Annotated in this window: 19 protein-coding genes; 14 read left to right on the top strand and 5 right to left on the bottom strand. The window is 60.8% G+C overall.

Features of this window, described 5'->3' with window-relative positions; all coding sequences use genetic code 11:
- Positions 1 to 86: 86 nt before the first annotated feature.
- From flhB to EGY12_RS21300, 3 genes are read left to right on the top strand one after another with little or no spacing between them, the layout of a single operon-like run.
- Positions 87 to 1,238, top strand: coding sequence for a flagellar biosynthesis protein FlhB (gene flhB / locus EGY12_RS21310; protein ID WP_123895278.1), 1,152 nt, complete (start codon positions 87 to 89; stop codon positions 1,236 to 1,238).
- Positions 1,231 to 3,309 carry a flagellar biosynthesis protein FlhA gene (gene flhA, locus EGY12_RS21305; protein ID WP_123895277.1) on the top strand — a complete coding sequence of 693 codons (2,079 nt, stop codon included), beginning with the start codon at positions 1,231 to 1,233 and terminating at the stop codon, positions 3,307 to 3,309. The genes flhB and flhA overlap by 8 nt, the downstream gene beginning before the upstream one ends.
- The gene (locus tag EGY12_RS21300; RefSeq protein ID WP_123895276.1) at positions 3,309 to 3,713 is read left to right on the top strand and encodes a flagellar protein FlhE; all 405 of its coding nucleotides are present in this window, start codon (positions 3,309 to 3,311) and stop codon (positions 3,711 to 3,713) included. The genes flhA and EGY12_RS21300 overlap by 1 nt, the downstream gene beginning before the upstream one ends.
- A gap of 2 nt (positions 3,714 to 3,715) precedes the next feature.
- On the opposite strand, the gene EGY12_RS21295 is transcribed toward EGY12_RS21300, so the two are convergent.
- From EGY12_RS21295 to flgA, 5 genes are all read right to left on the bottom strand, one after another.
- Entirely contained in the window at positions 3,716 to 4,018 is a 303-nt protein-coding gene (locus EGY12_RS21295; RefSeq protein ID WP_038876832.1) for a DNA-binding transcriptional regulator, read from the bottom strand.
- Positions 4,015 to 4,386 carry a type II toxin-antitoxin system RelE/ParE family toxin gene (locus tag EGY12_RS21290; RefSeq protein ID WP_123895275.1) on the bottom strand — a complete coding sequence of 124 codons (372 nt, stop codon included), beginning with the start codon at positions 4,384 to 4,386 and terminating at the stop codon, positions 4,015 to 4,017. The genes EGY12_RS21295 and EGY12_RS21290 overlap by 4 nt, the downstream gene beginning before the upstream one ends.
- Before the next feature lie 229 nt (positions 4,387 to 4,615).
- Positions 4,616 to 5,050 carry a flagella synthesis protein FlgN gene (locus EGY12_RS21285; protein WP_123895274.1) on the bottom strand — a complete coding sequence of 145 codons (435 nt, stop codon included), beginning with the start codon at positions 5,048 to 5,050 and terminating at the stop codon, positions 4,616 to 4,618.
- A 40-nt stretch (positions 5,051 to 5,090) separates the two neighbouring features.
- Positions 5,091 to 5,402: a flagellar biosynthesis anti-sigma factor FlgM gene (flgM, locus tag EGY12_RS21280; RefSeq protein WP_123895273.1), complete on the bottom strand. Its 312-nt coding sequence runs from the start codon at positions 5,400 to 5,402 to the stop codon at positions 5,091 to 5,093.
- A 129-nt stretch (positions 5,403 to 5,531) separates the two neighbouring features.
- Entirely contained in the window at positions 5,532 to 6,185 is a 654-nt protein-coding gene (gene flgA, locus EGY12_RS21275) for a flagellar basal body P-ring formation chaperone FlgA (RefSeq protein ID WP_123895272.1), read from the bottom strand.
- Positions 6,186 to 6,345: 160 nt separating this feature from the next.
- Here flgA and flgB point away from each other — a divergent pair, with 160 nt between their 5' ends.
- The 11 genes from flgB to flgL all read left to right on the top strand — a co-directional run bounded on the left by flgB (position 6,346) and on the right by flgL (position 16,421).
- On the top strand, positions 6,346 to 6,759 hold the full coding sequence (flgB, locus tag EGY12_RS21270) for a flagellar basal body rod protein FlgB (RefSeq protein ID WP_033634995.1): 414 nt from the start codon (positions 6,346 to 6,348) through the stop codon (positions 6,757 to 6,759).
- A gap of 5 nt (positions 6,760 to 6,764) precedes the next feature.
- Entirely contained in the window at positions 6,765 to 7,169 is a 405-nt protein-coding gene (flgC, locus tag EGY12_RS21265; protein WP_004934826.1) for a flagellar basal body rod protein FlgC, read from the top strand.
- 12 nt (positions 7,170 to 7,181) lie between these two features.
- The gene (gene flgD / locus EGY12_RS21260) at positions 7,182 to 7,859 is read left to right on the top strand and encodes a flagellar hook assembly protein FlgD (RefSeq protein WP_019452954.1); all 678 of its coding nucleotides are present in this window, start codon (positions 7,182 to 7,184) and stop codon (positions 7,857 to 7,859) included.
- 54 nt (positions 7,860 to 7,913) lie between these two features.
- Positions 7,914 to 9,137, top strand: a complete 1,224-nt coding sequence (flgE, locus tag EGY12_RS21255; RefSeq protein WP_123895271.1) for a flagellar hook protein FlgE — start codon at positions 7,914 to 7,916, stop codon at positions 9,135 to 9,137.
- 12 nt (positions 9,138 to 9,149) lie between these two features.
- Positions 9,150 to 9,905 carry a flagellar basal body rod protein FlgF gene (locus tag EGY12_RS21250; RefSeq protein ID WP_060421516.1) on the top strand — a complete coding sequence of 252 codons (756 nt, stop codon included), beginning with the start codon at positions 9,150 to 9,152 and terminating at the stop codon, positions 9,903 to 9,905.
- Positions 9,906 to 9,923: 18 nt separating this feature from the next.
- Positions 9,924 to 10,706 (top strand): flagellar basal-body rod protein FlgG, encoded by a 783-nt coding sequence (gene flgG / locus EGY12_RS21245; protein ID WP_004934819.1) that lies wholly within the window; start codon positions 9,924 to 9,926, stop codon positions 10,704 to 10,706.
- Between the two features lie 83 nt (positions 10,707 to 10,789).
- Entirely contained in the window at positions 10,790 to 11,491 is a 702-nt protein-coding gene (flgH, locus tag EGY12_RS21240) for a flagellar basal body L-ring protein FlgH (RefSeq protein ID WP_004934817.1), read from the top strand.
- A gap of 10 nt (positions 11,492 to 11,501) precedes the next feature.
- A complete protein-coding gene (locus EGY12_RS21235) occupies positions 11,502 to 12,602 on the top strand; it encodes a flagellar basal body P-ring protein FlgI (protein ID WP_123895270.1) in 1,101 nt (366 codons plus the stop codon).
- Positions 12,602 to 13,546: a flagellar assembly peptidoglycan hydrolase FlgJ gene (gene flgJ, locus EGY12_RS21230; protein WP_049200258.1), complete on the top strand. Its 945-nt coding sequence runs from the start codon at positions 12,602 to 12,604 to the stop codon at positions 13,544 to 13,546. The genes EGY12_RS21235 and flgJ overlap by 1 nt, the downstream gene beginning before the upstream one ends.
- Positions 13,547 to 13,752: 206 nt before the next feature.
- Positions 13,753 to 15,402 (top strand): flagellar hook-associated protein FlgK, encoded by a 1,650-nt coding sequence (gene flgK / locus EGY12_RS21225; protein ID WP_123895269.1) that lies wholly within the window; start codon positions 13,753 to 13,755, stop codon positions 15,400 to 15,402.
- Between the two features lie 59 nt (positions 15,403 to 15,461).
- Positions 15,462 to 16,421 (top strand): flagellar hook-associated protein FlgL, encoded by a 960-nt coding sequence (flgL, locus tag EGY12_RS21220; RefSeq protein ID WP_123895268.1) that lies wholly within the window; start codon positions 15,462 to 15,464, stop codon positions 16,419 to 16,421.
- Positions 16,422 to 16,463: the final 42 nt, after the last annotated feature.

The raw sequence follows: 16,463 nt of genomic DNA, 5'->3' as shown, positions 1-16,463 counted from the left end.
TCTCCCGTTGTTCCACCAATGACATCGCCAATTTTTTGGCATGCTGACCGTCATTCTTTACCCTCTCGACACAGGAACGGCGTTTCGTGGCTGAAGACAGCGATCTGGAAAAAAGCGAGGCCCCCACGCCCCACAGGCTGGAAAAGGCGCGTGAAGACGGCCAGATCCCGCGTTCCCGCGAGCTGACTTCGGTACTGATGCTGCTCTCCGGCCTGGCGATTATCCTGATGGCCGGCAGCAATATCGCGCAACAGCTGGCGGCGATGCTCACGCAAGGTTTGAACTTCGACCACGGTATGGTCAGCAACGATAAACAGATGCTGCGCCAACTGGGCATGTTGCTGCGCCAGGCAGTGCTGGCGTTGTTGCCTATCATGGCGGGGCTGGTACTGGTGGCGCTTGCCGCGCCGATGCTGCTGGGGGGCATTCTGTTCAGCGGCAAGTCGATTAAATTCGATTTGAAGCGCCTGAACCCGTTGTCCGGGCTGAAGCGTATCTTTTCTACCCAGGTGCTGGCCGAGCTGCTGAAAGGGATCCTGAAAGCGACGCTGGTCGGCTGGGTGACCGGCCTTTATCTGTGGCACAACTGGGCGGCGATGCTGCATCTGATGACCCAGCAGCCGCTCGACGCGTTGGGTAATGCGCTGCAGATGATCCTGTTCTGCGGTTTTCTGGTGGTGTTGGGATTGACGCCGATGGTGGCGTTCGACGTGTTCTATCAGCTGTGGAGCCACTTTAAAAAGCTGAAGATGACCAAGCAGGATATTCGCGACGAATTCAAAGACCAGGAAGGGGACCCGCACGTCAAGGGACGCATTCGCCAGCAGCAGCGGGCGATTGCCCGGCGCCGCATGATGGCCGATGTGCCCAAGGCGGACGTGATCGTCACTAACCCGACGCACTACGCCGTTGCGTTGCAGTACAACGACAAAAAAATGAGTGCGCCGAAAGTGCTGGCCAAGGGGGCCGGCGAAATCGCCTTGCGCATTCGCGAGCTCGGTGCGGAGCACCGTATCCCGATGCTGGAAGCGCCGCCGCTGGCGCGTGCGCTGTATCGACACAGCGAGATTGGACAACATATCCCGGCCACCCTGTATGCCGCGGTCGCCGAAGTGCTGGCCTGGGTGTACCAGCTGCGCCGCTGGCGGCGCGAGGGCGGCCTGATCCCGAAAAAACCTGAACGTTTACCGGTGCCGGAAGCACTGGATTTTGCAAGAGAGAGTGACTCTGATGGCTAATTTGGCCTCCCTGCTTCGTTTGCCGGGCAATTTTAAAGATACGCAGTGGCAGGTGTTGGCCGGCCCGGTGTTGATCCTGCTGATCCTGTCGATGATGGTGCTGCCGTTGCCGGCGTTTATCCTCGACCTGTTGTTTACCTTCAACATCGCGCTGTCGATCATGGTGCTGCTGGTGGCAATGTTCACCCAACGCACGCTCGAATTCGCCGCCTTCCCGACCATTCTGCTGTTCTCCACGCTGCTGCGTTTGTCGCTTAACGTCGCGTCGACGCGCATCATCTTGTTGGAGGGGCACACCGGTTCCGCCGCCGCCGGTCGCGTGGTGGAAGCCTTCGGCCACTTCCTGGTAGGGGGCAACTTCGCCATCGGTATCGTGGTGTTCATCATCCTGGTGTTGATCAACTTCATGGTTATCACCAAGGGGGCCGGGCGTATCGCCGAAGTGGGCGCGCGCTTTGTACTGGACGGTATGCCGGGTAAACAGATGGCGATCGACGCCGACCTGAACGCCGGGTTGATCGGCGAGGATGAAGCGAAGAAACGCCGTGCAGAGGTCACCCAGGAGGCCGATTTCTACGGCTCGATGGACGGTGCCAGTAAATTCGTGCGCGGCGACGCCATCGCCGGCCTGATGATCATGGTGCTGAACGTCGTCGGCGGCCTGTTGGTCGGCGTGGTGCAACACGGCATGGAGCTGGGGGCGGCGGCGGAAAGCTATACGTTGCTGACCATCGGCGACGGCCTGGTGGCGCAGATCCCGGCGTTGGTGATCTCGACCGCCGCCGGCGTTATCGTCACCCGCGTAGCAACCGATCAGGACGTCGGCGAGCAGATGGTGGGCCAGCTGTTCAACAATCCGCGCGTGATGCTGCTGAGTGCCGGGGTGCTGGGGCTGTTGGGCCTGGTGCCGGGCATGCCGAACCTGGTGTTCCTGCTGTTTACCGCCGCGTTGCTGGGCCTGGCCTGGTGGCTGCGTGGCCGTGAACAACAGGCACCGAAAGAAGTGGAGGCGCCGGTGATGCCGGAGAATCCGCAGGCCGCCGAAGCCAGCTGGGCCGACGTGCAGTTGGAAGATCCGCTGGGGATGGAGGTGGGTTATCGGCTGATTCCGATGGTCGATTTTCAACAAAACGGTGAGCTGCTGGGGCGTATCCGCGGTATTCGCAAAAAATTCGCGCAGGACATGGGGTATCTGCCGCCGGTGGTGCACATTCGCGACAACCTGGAACTGCCGCCAGCCAGCTATCGCATCCTGATGAAAGGCGTCGAGATCGGCAGCGGTGAAGCGCAGCCGGGCCGCTGGCTGGCGATCAACCCCGGCAATGCCGTGGGCGAGCTGGCGGGAGACAAAACCGTCGATCCGGCCTTTGGGCTCGAGGCGGTATGGATCGACAGCGCCTTGCGCGAGCAGGCGCAGATCCAGGGCTTTACCGTGGTGGAAGCCAGCACCGTGGTGGCGACGCACCTCAATCACCTGATCGGCCAGTTCGCCAGCGAACTGTTTGGCCGCCAGGAAACCCAACAGTTGCTGGATCGCGTGTCGCAGGAGATGCCGAAACTGACCGAAGACTTCGTACCGGGCGTGGTGTCGCTGACCACGCTGCACAAGGTGCTGCAAAACCTGTTGGCCGAGCGCGTTTCTATCCGCGACATGCGCACCATCGTCGAAACGCTGGCGGAACATGCCCCGGCGCAGAGCGATCCTTATGAATTGACTACCGTAGTGCGGGTGGCGCTGGGCCGAGCGATCACGCAGCAGTGGTTCCCGGGCAACGGCGAGATTCAGGTTATCGGGCTGGATACCCAACTGGAGCGCCTGTTGTTGCAGGCGTTGCAGGGCGGGGGCGGTCTGGAGCCGGGCTTGGCCGATCGCCTGCTGGATCAGGCGCGCCAGGCGCTGCAGCGGCAAGAGATGCTCAGCGCGCCGCCGGTGCTGCTGGTCAACCATGCGCTGCGGGCCCTGCTGGCGCGCTTCCTGCGCCGCAGCCTGCCGCAGATCGTGGTGCTGTCGAATCTGGAGATCAACGACGATCGCCAGATTCGCATGACGTCGACCATTGGAGCTGCCTGATGAAACGCTGTCTCTTCGTGCTATGTCTGCTGGCGCCGTTAACCGCCGGTGCGGTGTCCGGTTCCTGGGTGGCTGAAGGGGCGGGCGTGACGTTGGAACAGGGTGGCATGCGTGATGAGTCCGCCGGTTTGCGGGCGCCGAACGCGTTGCCGGATGCCAATGCGCGCATCACCAGCGTCAGCTGGCGCTACCGTTTGCTGGGGCCGGAGCCGTTGGGGCTGCAGGCCCAGCTGTGTACGGTGAACCGCTGCATTCCGCTCGGCGGCGGCAGCGGTAGCAGCAACGGTCTGCAGGGGGAGCCGGCCAATGCGGAATTGCGCTTTGTCTATTACGTGCAGTCACAGGGCGGTCTGAACCCGCCGCTGCGGGTGATTGGCAATCAGGTCATCGTCAATTATCAGTAGGATCAGGCCAGAATTTGCAGGCCGTTGCGTTCCACCAGTGACAACAGCTTCATCGCGGCGGAGTTAGGTTGCGCCTCGCCGCGCTCCCATTTCTGTACCGCCTTTTTACTGACGTTGAGATACAGTGCGAACACCGGCTGACTGACGTTTTCCCGTTCGCGCAGCGCGCGGATCTCGGCCGGCCCGAACTGTTTCACCGGCCGCAGACACAGCATGTCGAAGGTACGCATGGTCACGTCGTCGACGAAACCGGCGCGGTGCAGGCCCTGAACTTCCTGATGGATCGATTTCAGCATCTTGCTCATAGTTGTAACCTTATTAATTCCCCGCAGTTGACCAGCTGATACAGTCTGAATGGTGAATAATCCAGATACAGCGCCGCCAAATGCCGCCAGGAAATTAACTCATCCTGATTGATGTTGTCTCTTTCGTTTTTGGCAAAGCCATACATGAAAAAGATCCTGCCTTCATCTGCCGTTGCGATTAATACCCGATACCCGCGCCGTTTTCCACTCTCCATCCGGGCGATGCGTTTTTTGTAAACGCAACCACCGAGATTGGCGTCGTACAACTGATTTTGCATCTCTCGCGCCGCTTTCACTATCGCGGCGTCACTGATGCGTTCGTCGCCGGCAAATGTCTGGAAGGCTTTTGTGAGATAAATGTCGGTCATTCACTCTCCGTGTGAAAATATACCCTTGGTGGGTATAGATCAAGATGTTTAACGACCAAGCTAAGATGACGAAATAGGGAGTGATGGGGAACAGGCAAATATCCGTTCTGCGCAGCCTGGCGCATAACGTTAAGGGAATTCAGAAAGCGATAAGAAGAAAATGCGAGAGGGTGGGCATAATCGGATAAACCCGCGCCCGACGGTGCGCACGCCGGGCGGAATCAGGGGGTTAGACGCCGATTTTTCTGCCGAGCAGACTGCCGGCGTGCGACTGGCCGTCCGGGCCATACAGCGATTTGTTGTTCTTGCTGAGGATCGCCAGCGCCTGAGCGTTATGGTCGATCTGCTGGTTGAGCAGCAGGCCATTGTGCTGATTTTTTTCGCGCAGCGTTTGGCTCAGCAGTTGAACGCGTTGCCAGCGATCGGCCAGGGGCGCATGGCTGGAGTAGGGCGCGCGTTGGCCGCAGGCTTTTTCCTGCCCCAGGCGCTGTTGCTCGAGGTAGGCGACCGTGGCCAGCAGTTGGCTTTTGGCATCGGTTACGCGCTGCAACGCCACGCCAGGCAACTGGCCTGAACACAGCAAGTCGTGCTCTTCCTCCAGCACGCCATTGAGCGCCTGTAGCGTTTCCAACAGTTTATCCAGCAGTTGTGCCAGGTTTTCCATAGTGATGACTTATCCTTTACCGCTACTCGCCGCCGCGCTGTCAGTCGCGCCCGGCGATCCATTGAATGTCGTTCTGCGCGTCTTGCAGCAGCGCGTCGGCGATTTTGCCGGCGTCCATCTTCAGCTCGCCGTTGCGTATCGCCTGCTTGATGGCTTCAACCCGGCCCATATCGATATCCTGGGTGCCCGGCTGCATCAGGCGCGCCTGTGCCTCGCTCAGTTTGACCTGAGTGCCGCTGACGGCAGTTTCGGCCACGGCGGCCTTACGCGGTTGGAGCGGGTTGTCGGCCGGGGTTTCACGCGGTTGCACAGTGGAAACCGGCTGTAACCGCTGGGTGCGATCGATACTCATGGTCCATCTCCGTTTACGCCGTGACCGCTCGCGGGTGACGACGCTGCAATGAAAGTTTTGCGGCCCTGCTGGCCAATAAAATGCTGCTTGATTTGTCTTATCGGCAAGGTTTGCGGAACCTTTACTTTTTTATAACGTAATGCGAATCGCGCCGTCGTCCCCGACTACGCCGCTGACTATCTGCCCGGACGCCATGCGTACGCGCACGCTGTCTTCGGCGGCGGCGTTATTCATCGCCTTGCCCGCACCGCTGATGTTGAATCCTTCGCCCTGCGCGGTGACCTGCACCGGTTGTCCGGCTTTGATCAACCAGGCGCGCCGCAGCATGGTCAGGGTCAGCGGTTGGCCGGGGCTGATATTGCGCAGGCTGACTGCGCCTAACGCTTTGCCCGCTTCGGTCAACGTCCGCGGCGGCAGGGTATCTAGCCGGCCCTCTTTCAACGTCAGATCCGCCGCAGTCAGGCGGCTGCCGGCGCTGATGCCGCGCGCCGAAACCAGATAGCGGCCGAACACCTGCACCTGAGTCTGGATAAAACGCCGCTCCTGACCACAGCGTGCCGAAATGCTGACATTGCCGCCGATCCGCGCGCTGGGCGGCAGCGACAGCTGCGGCAGCTCGCAGGCGGGCCATTGATTCGGCGGCGTGCGCACCCGCACTTTCACCTGCACCGGTTCACCACTGAATTTGCCTTGGATGAAGCTTTCGATTTGCGTCGCCAGATCGTCGGCGCGCACGTTCAGACTGCACAGCAGGCCGATAAGCAGCAGCATTTTACCTTTCATCGTCATCTTCTCAAGCTTCATCGGGATACGCGTAAGTGTACCCGCAGCGCGCGCAGGCTAAGCAGATAAATAGCGCCCCATTTTGCGTCTATTCCCGCGATAGGGTGGCGCAGGGGGCGTTTATCCTGTCGACTCCAAATTCTAACCTCGCGGAGGGAGCATGCTCGACAAACTGGACGCGGCTCTGCGCTTTGGCCAAGAGGCGCTGAACTTGCGCGCCCAGCGGCAGGAAATTCTGGCCGCCAACATCGCCAACGCAGACACACCGGGTTATCAGGCGCGGGATATCGATTTCGCCAGCCAATTGAACAAAGTGCTGGAACAAGGGCGCGTCAACGGCAACGGCATGTCGCTGAACCTGACTGCGGCGCGCCACATCCCGGCGCAAACCCTGCAGCCGCCGCAGCTCGATCTGTTGTACCGGGTACCGGACCAGCCGTCGATGGACGGCAATACGGTGGACATGGATCGCGAACGCACCAACTTTGCCGATAACAGCCTGAAATATCAGACCGACCTGACGCTGCTCAACGGGCAGATCAAAGGGATGATGTCCGTGCTGCAACAAGGATAAGGCGCATGTCTTTACTGAACATTTTTGATATCTCCGGCTCGGCGTTATCGGCGCAATCCCAGCGCATGAACGTCAGCGCCAGCAACATGGCCAACGCCGACAGCGTGACCGGCCCGGACGGCGAGCCTTACCGCGCCAAGCAGGTCGTGTTCCAGGTCGCGGCGGCGCCTGGGCAACCGACCGGCGGCGTGCGCGTCGCTCAGGTGGTGGACGATCCGGCACCCGAACGCCTGGTGTATCAGCCGGGCAACCCGTTGGCGGATGCCAAGGGCTACGTGCGCATGCCGAATGTCGATGTAGTAGGGGAAATGGTCAACACCATCTCCGCCTCCCGCAGCTACCAGGCCAACGTCGAGGTGCTCAACACCACCAAGTCGATGATGATGAAAACCCTGACGCTGGGTCAGTAACCGGAGGTTCCTATGGCTATCGCCGCAACCACTAACGAGTCGTTGGACAACACCGTCATCGGTAACAACAGCAAGACCACCAACAGCCAGGATCTGCACAACAGCTTCCTGACGTTGCTGGTGGCGCAGTTGAAAAACCAGGATCCGACCAACCCGATGCAGAACAACGAACTGACTTCTCAGCTGGCGCAGATCAACACCGTGCAGGGTATCGAAAAGCTCAACACCACGCTGGGCTCGATCTCCGGGCAGATCAACAGCAATCAGTCGCTGCAAGCCACTGCGCTGATCGGCCACGGTGTGATGGTACCCGGCAACAACATTCTGGTTGGCAGCAAGGACGGCAAGGTCAGCACCACGCCGTTCGGCGTAGAACTGGAGCGCGCCGCCGATCAGGTGACCGCCACCATTACCAACGCCAGCGGGCAGGTGGTGCGCACCATCGAAATCGGCGGCCTGACCGCCGGCGTACACGCCTTCACCTGGGACGGTTCGCTGGATGACGGCACCACCGCGCCTGACGGCGCCTACAAAGTGGCCGTCAACGCCAAAGGCAACGGCGAGCAGTTGGTGGCGCGCAGCCTGCACTTCGGGCTGGTCAACGGCGTGATCCGCGACGGCAACGGCGCCAAGTTGGATCTCGGCCTGGCGGGCAACGCCACCCTGGAAGACGTGCGACAGATCTTATAACCCTAAGCATCAGGCTCAATCGGACGATAGCCTGACCACTATTCGGAGAATAACATGGCCTTTTCTCAGGCAGTCAGCGGCTTGAACGCGGCAGCAACCAACCTGGACGTGATCGGTAACAACATCGCCAACTCCGCGACCGCGGGCTTCAAGTCCGGTAGCGTATCCTTCGCCGACATGTTCGCCGGTTCGCAGGTGGGGCTGGGCGTCAAAGTGTCCGGCATCACCCAAAACTTCAAGGGCGGCACCACTACCGGCACCAGCCGCGCGCTGGATATCGCCATCAACGGCAACGGCTTCTTCCGCATGCAAGATAAAGATGGCGGCATCTTCTACACCCGCAACGGTCAGTTCAAGCTGGATGAAAACCGCAATCTGACCAACATGCAGGGTCTACAGCTGACCGGTTATCCGGCTGCCGGTTCCCCGCCGACCATCCAGCAGGGCGCCAACCCGGTGCCGCTGAGTATTCCTGAAGGCATGATGAACGCCAAGGCGTCCACTTCCGGTGAGATGGTGGCCAACCTGAAGTCGACCCATAAAGTGCCGGAGAACAAGACCTTCGATCCGACCAAACAGGACAGCTACAACTACGTCAACACCATCACCGCCTACGACTCGCTGGGCAACGCGCACAACATCAACGCTTACTTCGTGAAGACTGAAGACAACAAGTGGCAGGTCTACACTCAGGATGGCAGCGCGGCCCCGGTTGATGCCGGCACCATGGAGTTCAGCACCAGCGGCAACCTGGTCAAAACCACCAGCACCAACGGCGCGCCGGGCGAATTCAGCATGGTGATCCCGATGACCGCCAAAGACGGCGCACCGGCGCAAAACTTTACCCTGAGCTTCGCCGGCAGCATGCAGCAGAACGTGGGCAGCGACTCGGTGAGCAAGGTGGCGCAGGACGGCTATGCCGCCGGTGAATACACCAATTTCCAGATCAACAACGACGGCACCGTCGTGGGCATCTACTCCAACCAGCAGACCCAGGTACTGGGCCAGATCGTCATGGCCAACTTCTCCAACCCGGAAGGGCTGGCGTCGCAGGGCGATAACGTTTGGCAGGAAACCGGCGCGTCCGGTCAGCCGCGCGTCGGTCTGTCGGGTGGCGGCGGCTTCGGTAAGCTGACCAGCGGTGCGCTGGAGTCTTCCAACGTCGATCTGAGTCAGGAGTTGGTGAACATGATCGTCGCGCAGCGTAACTACCAGTCCAACGCCCAGACCATCAAGACGCAGGACTCCATCCTGCAGACGCTGGTTAGCCTGCGCTAATAGGGCCGAGTTATGGATCACGCGATTTATACCGCGATGGGCGCGGCGCGCCAAACGCTGGAACAGCAGTCCATCACCGCCAACAACCTGGCCAATGCGTCGACGCCGGGCTTTCGCGCCCAGCTCGCCGCATTGCGCGCAGTGCCGGTCGACGGGCCGAGTCTGGCGACGCGCACGTTGGTGACCGCGTCGACGCCGGGCGCCGACATGAGCCAGGGAGCGCTGAACTATACGGCGCGCCCGTTGGACGTGGCGCTGCAGCAGGACGGCTTCCTGGCGGTGAGCCTGCCGGGTGGCGGTGAAGCCTATACCCGCAACGGCAACATTCAGATTTCCTCCACCGGACAGTTGACGGTGCAGGGATTGCCGGTGATGGGCGACGGCGGCCCGATCGAGGTGCCGCCGTCGGCGGAGATCACCATCGCGGCCGACGGCACCATTTCGGCGCTGAACGCCGGCGATCCGCCAAACACTATCGCGCAGATCGGCCGCCTGAAGCTGGTGAAAGCCGATGCGCGCGAGGTGATGCGCGGTGACGATGGGCTGTTCCGCCTGACGCCGGAAACTCAACAGCAACGCGGCAATCAGTTGCAAAACGATCCGCAGGTGCGGGTGATGCCTGGCGTGCTGGAGGGCAGCAACGTCAAGCCGATGGAAACCATGGTCGACATGATCGCCAACGCCCGTCGTTTTGAAATGCAAATGAAGGTCATCCACAGCGTGGATGAAAACGAACAGCGTGCCAACTCACTGCTCTCGGTGAGCTAAGCAGCAAGGAAATAACCGATGATTCCATCCTTATGGATTGCCAAAACCGGTCTGGACGCGCAGCAGACCAATATGGACGTGATCGCCAACAACCTGGCGAACGTCAGCACCAACGGCTTCAAGCGCCAGCGCGCGGTATTTGAAGATCTGCTGTACCAGACCATGCGTCAGCCGGGGGCGCAGTCCTCCGAGCAGACCACGTTGCCTTCCGGCCTGCAGATCGGCACCGGCGTGCGTCCGGTGGCGACCGAGCGCCTGCACAGCCAGGGTAACCTGTCGCAGACCAACAACAGTAAAGACGTTGCCATCAAGGGGCAGGGTTTCTTCCAGGTGATGCTGCCGGACGGCACTCAGGCCTATACCCGTGACGGATCGTTCCAGATCGATCAGAACGGTCAGTTGGTGACCTCCAGCGGTTTCCAGGTGCAGCCGGCGATCACCATTCCGGCTAACGCACTGTCCATCACCGTCGGGCGCGACGGCATCGTCAGCGTCACCCAGCAGGGGCAAACCGCCGCCCAGCAGGTAGGCCAACTGACGCTGACCACTTTCGTCAACGACAGCGGTCTGGAGAGCGTGGGCGAGAACCTGTATCAGGAAACCGAAAGCTCGGGCGCGCCGAACGAGAGCACTCCGGGGCTGAACGGCGCCGGCTTGCTGTATCAGGGCTACGTGGAAACCTCCAACGTCAACGTGGCGGAAGAGCTGGTCAACATGATCCAGACTCAGCGCGCGTACGAGATCAACAGCAAAGCGGTATCGACCTCCGATCAGATGCTGCAAAAGCTGACGCAACTGTAATCTGTCATTGACGGGGGCGGCATGCCGCCTCCGTCATTCTCATTCGTGAAACAAAGGCGATACCCGTGGTAACCACATATTCGATGGCAATCCTGCCGCGGCAGGGACAACGCTGGCTGGCGGGAATGGTGATGCTGACGCTGAGCGGCTGCGCCTACATCCCGCACAAACCGCTGGTGGACGGCGCGACCACGGCGCAGCCCGCGCCGGCCAGCGCGCCGATGCCGAACGGCTCGATCTTCCAGACGGTGCAGCCGATGAACTACGGCTACCAGCCGCTGTTCGAAGACCGCCGTCCGCGCAACGTCGGCGACACCCTGACCATCGTGCTGCAGGAAAACGTCAGCGCCAGCAAAAGCTCCTCCGCCAACGCCAGCCGCAACGGCGCCAGCAAGTTCGGCGTCGCCACCTCGCCGCGTTATCTCGATGGCCTGTTGGGCAATGCGCGCGCCGATATGGACATTTCCGGCGACAGTACCTTCGGCGGCAAGGGCGGCGCCAACGCCAACAACACCTTCAACGGCACCATTACGGTGACGGTCAACCAGGTACTGGCCAACGGCAACCTGCACGTGGTGGGGGAAAAGCAGATTGCCATCAACCAGGGCACCGAATTCATCCGTTTCTCCGGCGTCGTTAACCCGCGCACCATCAGCGGCAACAACTCGGTCACTTCGACCCAGGTGGCGGACGCGCGTATCGAATACGTCGGCAATGGCTATATCAACGAAGCGCAGACCATGGGCTGGCTGCAGCGCTTCTTCTTAAATGTTTCACCGTTCTAAGGATTGACTGATGCTGAAAAAATGGTTTATCGCGCTGTGCGTCGGGCTGGTGTGCATGCCGGCGGCGGCGGAGCGCATCCGCGATCTGGTGACGGTGCAGGGCGTGCGAGACAACGCCCTGATCGGCTACGGCCTGGTGGTGGGGCTGGACGGCTCCGGTGACCAGACCATGCAGACGCCGTTTACCACCCAGAGTCTGAGCAACATGCTGTCGCAGCTGGGCATCACCGTGCCGCCGGGCACCAATATGCAGCTGAAAAACGTGGCGGCGGTGATGGTGACCGCCAAATTGCCGCCGTTCTCGCGCGCCGGGCAGAATATCGACGTGGTGGTTTCTTCGATGGGCAACGCCAAGAGCCTGCGTGGCGGCACCTTGCTGATGACGCCGCTCAAAGGTGTGGATAACCAGGTTTATGCGCTGGCGCAGGGCAACGTGCTGGTAGGCGGTGCGGGTGCGGCGGCCGGCGGCAGCAGCGTGCAAGTCAACCAGCTGGCGGGCGGGCGCATCAGCAATGGCGCCACCATCGAGCGTGAGTTGCCGACCACCTTCGGCAGCGGTGGCGTTCTCAACCTGCAGCTGAACGACGAAGACTTCACGCTGGCGCAGCAGATCAGCGACGCCATCAACCGCCAACGCGGCGGCGGCACCGCGACGCCGCTCGATGCCCGCACGATTCAGGTGCTGGTGCCGCAGGGGAACAGCTCTCAGGTGCGTTTCCTGGCGGAAATTCAAAACATCACCGTCAACGTCGGGGCGATGGACGCCAAAGTGATCATCAACTCGCGCACCGGTTCGGTGGTGATGAACCGCGATGTGATCCTCGATTCTTGCGCCGTAGCCCAGGGCAACCTGTCGGTGGTGGTCGATAGACAGAATACCGTCAGCCAACCGACGACGCCGTTCGGCGGTGGCCAGACGGTGGTGACGCCAAACACCCAGATCTCGGTGCAACAGCAGGGTGGGTCGCTGCAGAAGGTGAACGCCAGCGCCAACCTGAACAATGTGATCCGCGCGCTGAATGCGCTGGGCGCTACGCCGATCGATCTGATGTCGATCCTGCAGGCGATGCAGAGCGCCGGCTGCCTGCGCGCCAAGCTGGAAATCATCTGATGGCCGGCGATCTGATGGCGATGTCGGGCGCGGCCTATGACGCCCAGGCGCTGAACGGCCTGAAGCGCGATGCGGCGGCCGACCCGCAGGGCAACCTCAAGCAGGTGGCCCAGCAGGTGGAAGGCATGTTCGTGCAGATGATGCTGAAAAGCATGCGTTCTGCCTTGCCGCAGGATGGGGTATTGAGCAGCGATCAAACGCGGCTCTATACCTCGATGTACGACCAGCAAATCGCCCAGCAGATGTCGCAAAAAGGGCTGGGGCTGGCCGACATGATGGTCAAGCAGATGAGCAACGCCAATACGGTGCCGAGCGAAACGGCGGGCCTGTCGCCGATGGCGCTGGACAACGAGGTGCTGCAAACGCTGCCGAACCAGGCGCTGGAGCAGATGGTGCGCCGCGCGATGCCGAAAGCGCCGCCGGCCGCCGCGCCGCTGTCGCTCAACAACGGCAACTTTGTCGCCCGCCTGTCGATACCGGCGAAAGTCGCCAGCCAGCAGAGCGGCATTCCGCATCAGCTGATCGTCGCGCAGGCGGCGCTGGAGTCCGGCTGGGGGCAGCGCGAGATCCCGACCTCAGACGGCACGCCGAGCTACAACCTGTTTGGCATCAAGGCCGGCGGCAGCTGGAACGGGCCGGTGACGGAGATCACCACCACCGAGTTCGAACAGGGTGCGGCGAAGAAGGTGAAGGCGAAGTTCCGCGTCTACGGCTCGTACGTCGAAGCGATCGCCGATTATGTCAAGTTGTTGACCAATAACCCGCGCTACGCCGACGTGGCCGCCGCGCGCAGCCCGGAGCAGGCGGCGCATGCGCTGCAACGCGCCGGGTATGCCACAGACCCGCAGTACGCCAGCAAACTGGTCAGCGTAATTCAACAGATGAAGAACGCGGGGGAACAGGCGGTCAAAGCTTACACCCACGATCTGAAAGATTTGTTCTAAATCCCCGTCATTCTTGACGCCGCTGCGACGCCAATTATTGAGGGGACAGGCGGCAATGAAGGCTAGCTGGATGCTGACCGCATTGCCGCTTTTTTTCCTCAAGTTCTTCTCATTTTTGCCGATAACCGAGACAGGCTGAGCGAACAGGCTCAGCAGCTCAATTAAGAACCCTGTGGGCCACCGGCGCCGCAGCATAAGGAATTCCGATGTCCAATAGCTTAATCAATACCGCGATGAGCGGGCTGAATGCGGCTCAGGTGGCGCTCAGTACCGTCAGCAACAACATCTCCAACTACAACGTGGCAGGCTATAACCGCCAGACCGCTATCCTGGCGCAGAACGGCGGCATGGCCACCATGAGCGGCTTTATCGGCAACGGCGTGACCGTCACCAGCGTCAACCGCGAGTACAATCAGTTCATCACCAACCAGTTGCGCGGCGCACAGAGCTCGTTCGGGGCGCAAAACGCCTATTACGAGAAGATTTCGCAGATCGACAACCTGTTGGCGAGCAAAACCAACCCGCTGTCGACCAACATGCAGGATTTCTTCACCAACCTGCAGAACCTGGTGAGCAACGCCGGTGACGATGCCGCACGCCAGACGGTGTTGGGCAAGGCCAACGGCCTGGTGAACCAGTTCAACAACACCGACAAATTCCTGCGCGACATGGACAACGGCGTCAATCAGCAGATCAGCGATACGGCGCAGCAGATCAACAGCTACGGCCAACAGATCGCCAAGCTGAACGACGAAATCACCCGTTTGCGCGGCAGCGCCGGCGGCGAACCGAATGCGTTGCTGGATCAGCGCGATCAGTTGGTCACCGAGCTGAACCAACTGGTGGGCGTGCAGGTTACGCAGCAGGACGGCGACGCTTATACCGTCTCCTTCGCTAACGGTTTGACCCTGGTGCAAGGCAGCAACACCTATCAGGTGGAGGCGATGCCTTCCAGTAGCGATCCTTCCCGGCTGACCATCGGTTATAACCGCGGCAATGGCGCCAGCGAAGTGCCGGAAGGCCAGATCACCAGCGGCACACTGAGCGGCGTGCTGAAATTCCGCAGCGAGACGCTGGACGGCGTGCGCAATCAGCTCGGCCAGTTAGCGCTGGCGATGGCGGACAGCTTTAACCAGCAGCATCGCGCCGGTTTCGACCTGAACGGCGACGCAGGCGGCGACTTCTTCAGCTTCAGCGGTGGCCGGGTGGTGGATAACACCCGCAACACCGGCGATGCGTCGCTGTCGGTTTCTTACACCGATACCGGCAAGGTGAAGGCTAACGATTATCGCGTCGAGTTCGACGGCAGCAACTGGCAGGTCAGCCGTCTGCCGGACAACGTGAAAGTCAACGCCACGCCAGGTACCAGCGCCGACGGCAAACCGACGCTGAACTTCGATGGTCTGGAAGTGAGCATCGACGGCAATGCGCAGGCTAAAGACAGTTTCACCGTGAAGCCGGTCAGCGACGTGGCGGGCAATCTGAAGGTGGCCATCACCGATTCGTCCAAGATAGCTGCCGCCGGTAAAGATGACAGCGGCCGCGGCGATAACGAAAACGCCAAGAAGCTGCTGGATCTGCAGACCAAAAACCTGGTGGACGGCAAGGCGACCCTGAGCGGCGCTTACGCCGGCATCGTCAGCGGCGTCGGTAACCAGACCGCTGCCGCCAAAGCCATCGCCACGTCGCAGGCCAAGATCGTGACGCAGCTGGGCGCGCAACAGCAGTCGATGTCCGGCGTCAACCTTGACGAAGAGTACGGCGAACTGCTGCGTTTCCAGCAGTACTACATGGCCAACGCGCAGGTGATTCAGACCGCCAGCTCGCTGTTCGACGCGCTGCTGAATATTCGTTGATTTCATTGTTAACCGGCGCCGATAACGGCGCCGGTCGCTCAGAGTAAGGAACCCACAGCATGCGCATGAGCACCAGCATGATGTACCAACAGAACATGAACGGCATCACGGGCAATCAGTCGCTGTTTATGAAGGCCGCCGAGCAGCTTTCCTCCGGCAAGCGGGTGATCAACCCGTCTGACGATCCGCTGGCGGCGTCGCGTGCGGTGATGTTGTCGCAGTCGCAGGCGGAAAACAGCCAGTACACGCTGGCGCGCACTTTCGCTCGTCAGAGCGTGTCGATGGAAGAGACGGTATTGGCCGGCGCAACCTCTACCATCGCCGACATGAAGGCACTGGTCGTCAGCGCCGGTGGCACCGAAAGCGATAACGACCGCCAGTCGTTGGCCACTCAACTGCAGGGGCTGAAAGATCAGCTGCTGAACCAGGCCAACAGCACCGACGGCAACGGCCGCTATATGTTCGGCGGATATGTGAACGACAAGGCGCCGTTCGTCGATAACGGCGGCACCGTCAGCTATCAGGGCGGCGACAAGACGGTTCAGCAGAAAGTGGATGCCAACCGCACCATGACCATCGGTCATACCGGCAACGCGGTGTTCATGTCGTTGACCAGCAATCCCAAGCCCGAGCCGGACGGCAGTGCCCCGGTCAGCAACGTGTTTGAGAGCATCGATATCGCGCTGAACGCGTTGAAAACGCCGCTGCGGGATGCCGATGAGGCCACCAAGCAGCAGGTGAATGACGCGCTGGCGAAAGCCAACCGCGGTTTGGACAACTCCTACAACAACGTGTTGAGCGTGCGCGCCGAGCTGGGCAGCCAGTTGCAAGAGATGGACCAGCTGGACAGTATCGGTAAAGAGCGCGATATGACCAACCAGGTCCAGATGAGTGCGTTGACGGATGCCGACCTGGCCGAGTCTATCTCGTCTTACTTCATGCAGCAGGCGGCGCTGCAGGCGTCTTATAAAACCTTCAGCGATATGCAGGGCATGTCGCTGTTCCAGATGAATCGTTAAGAGCAATACCCCGTTGCCTGACCGCGACGGGTTTCCCTTTAG

The sequence above is a fragment of the Serratia sp. FDAARGOS_506 genome (genome assembly GCF_003812745.1).
Taxonomy (GTDB): domain Bacteria; phylum Pseudomonadota; class Gammaproteobacteria; order Enterobacterales; family Enterobacteriaceae; genus Serratia.
The sequence above is the reverse complement of the archived record's forward strand: the minus strand, read 5'-3'. Positions and strand labels throughout refer to the sequence as shown.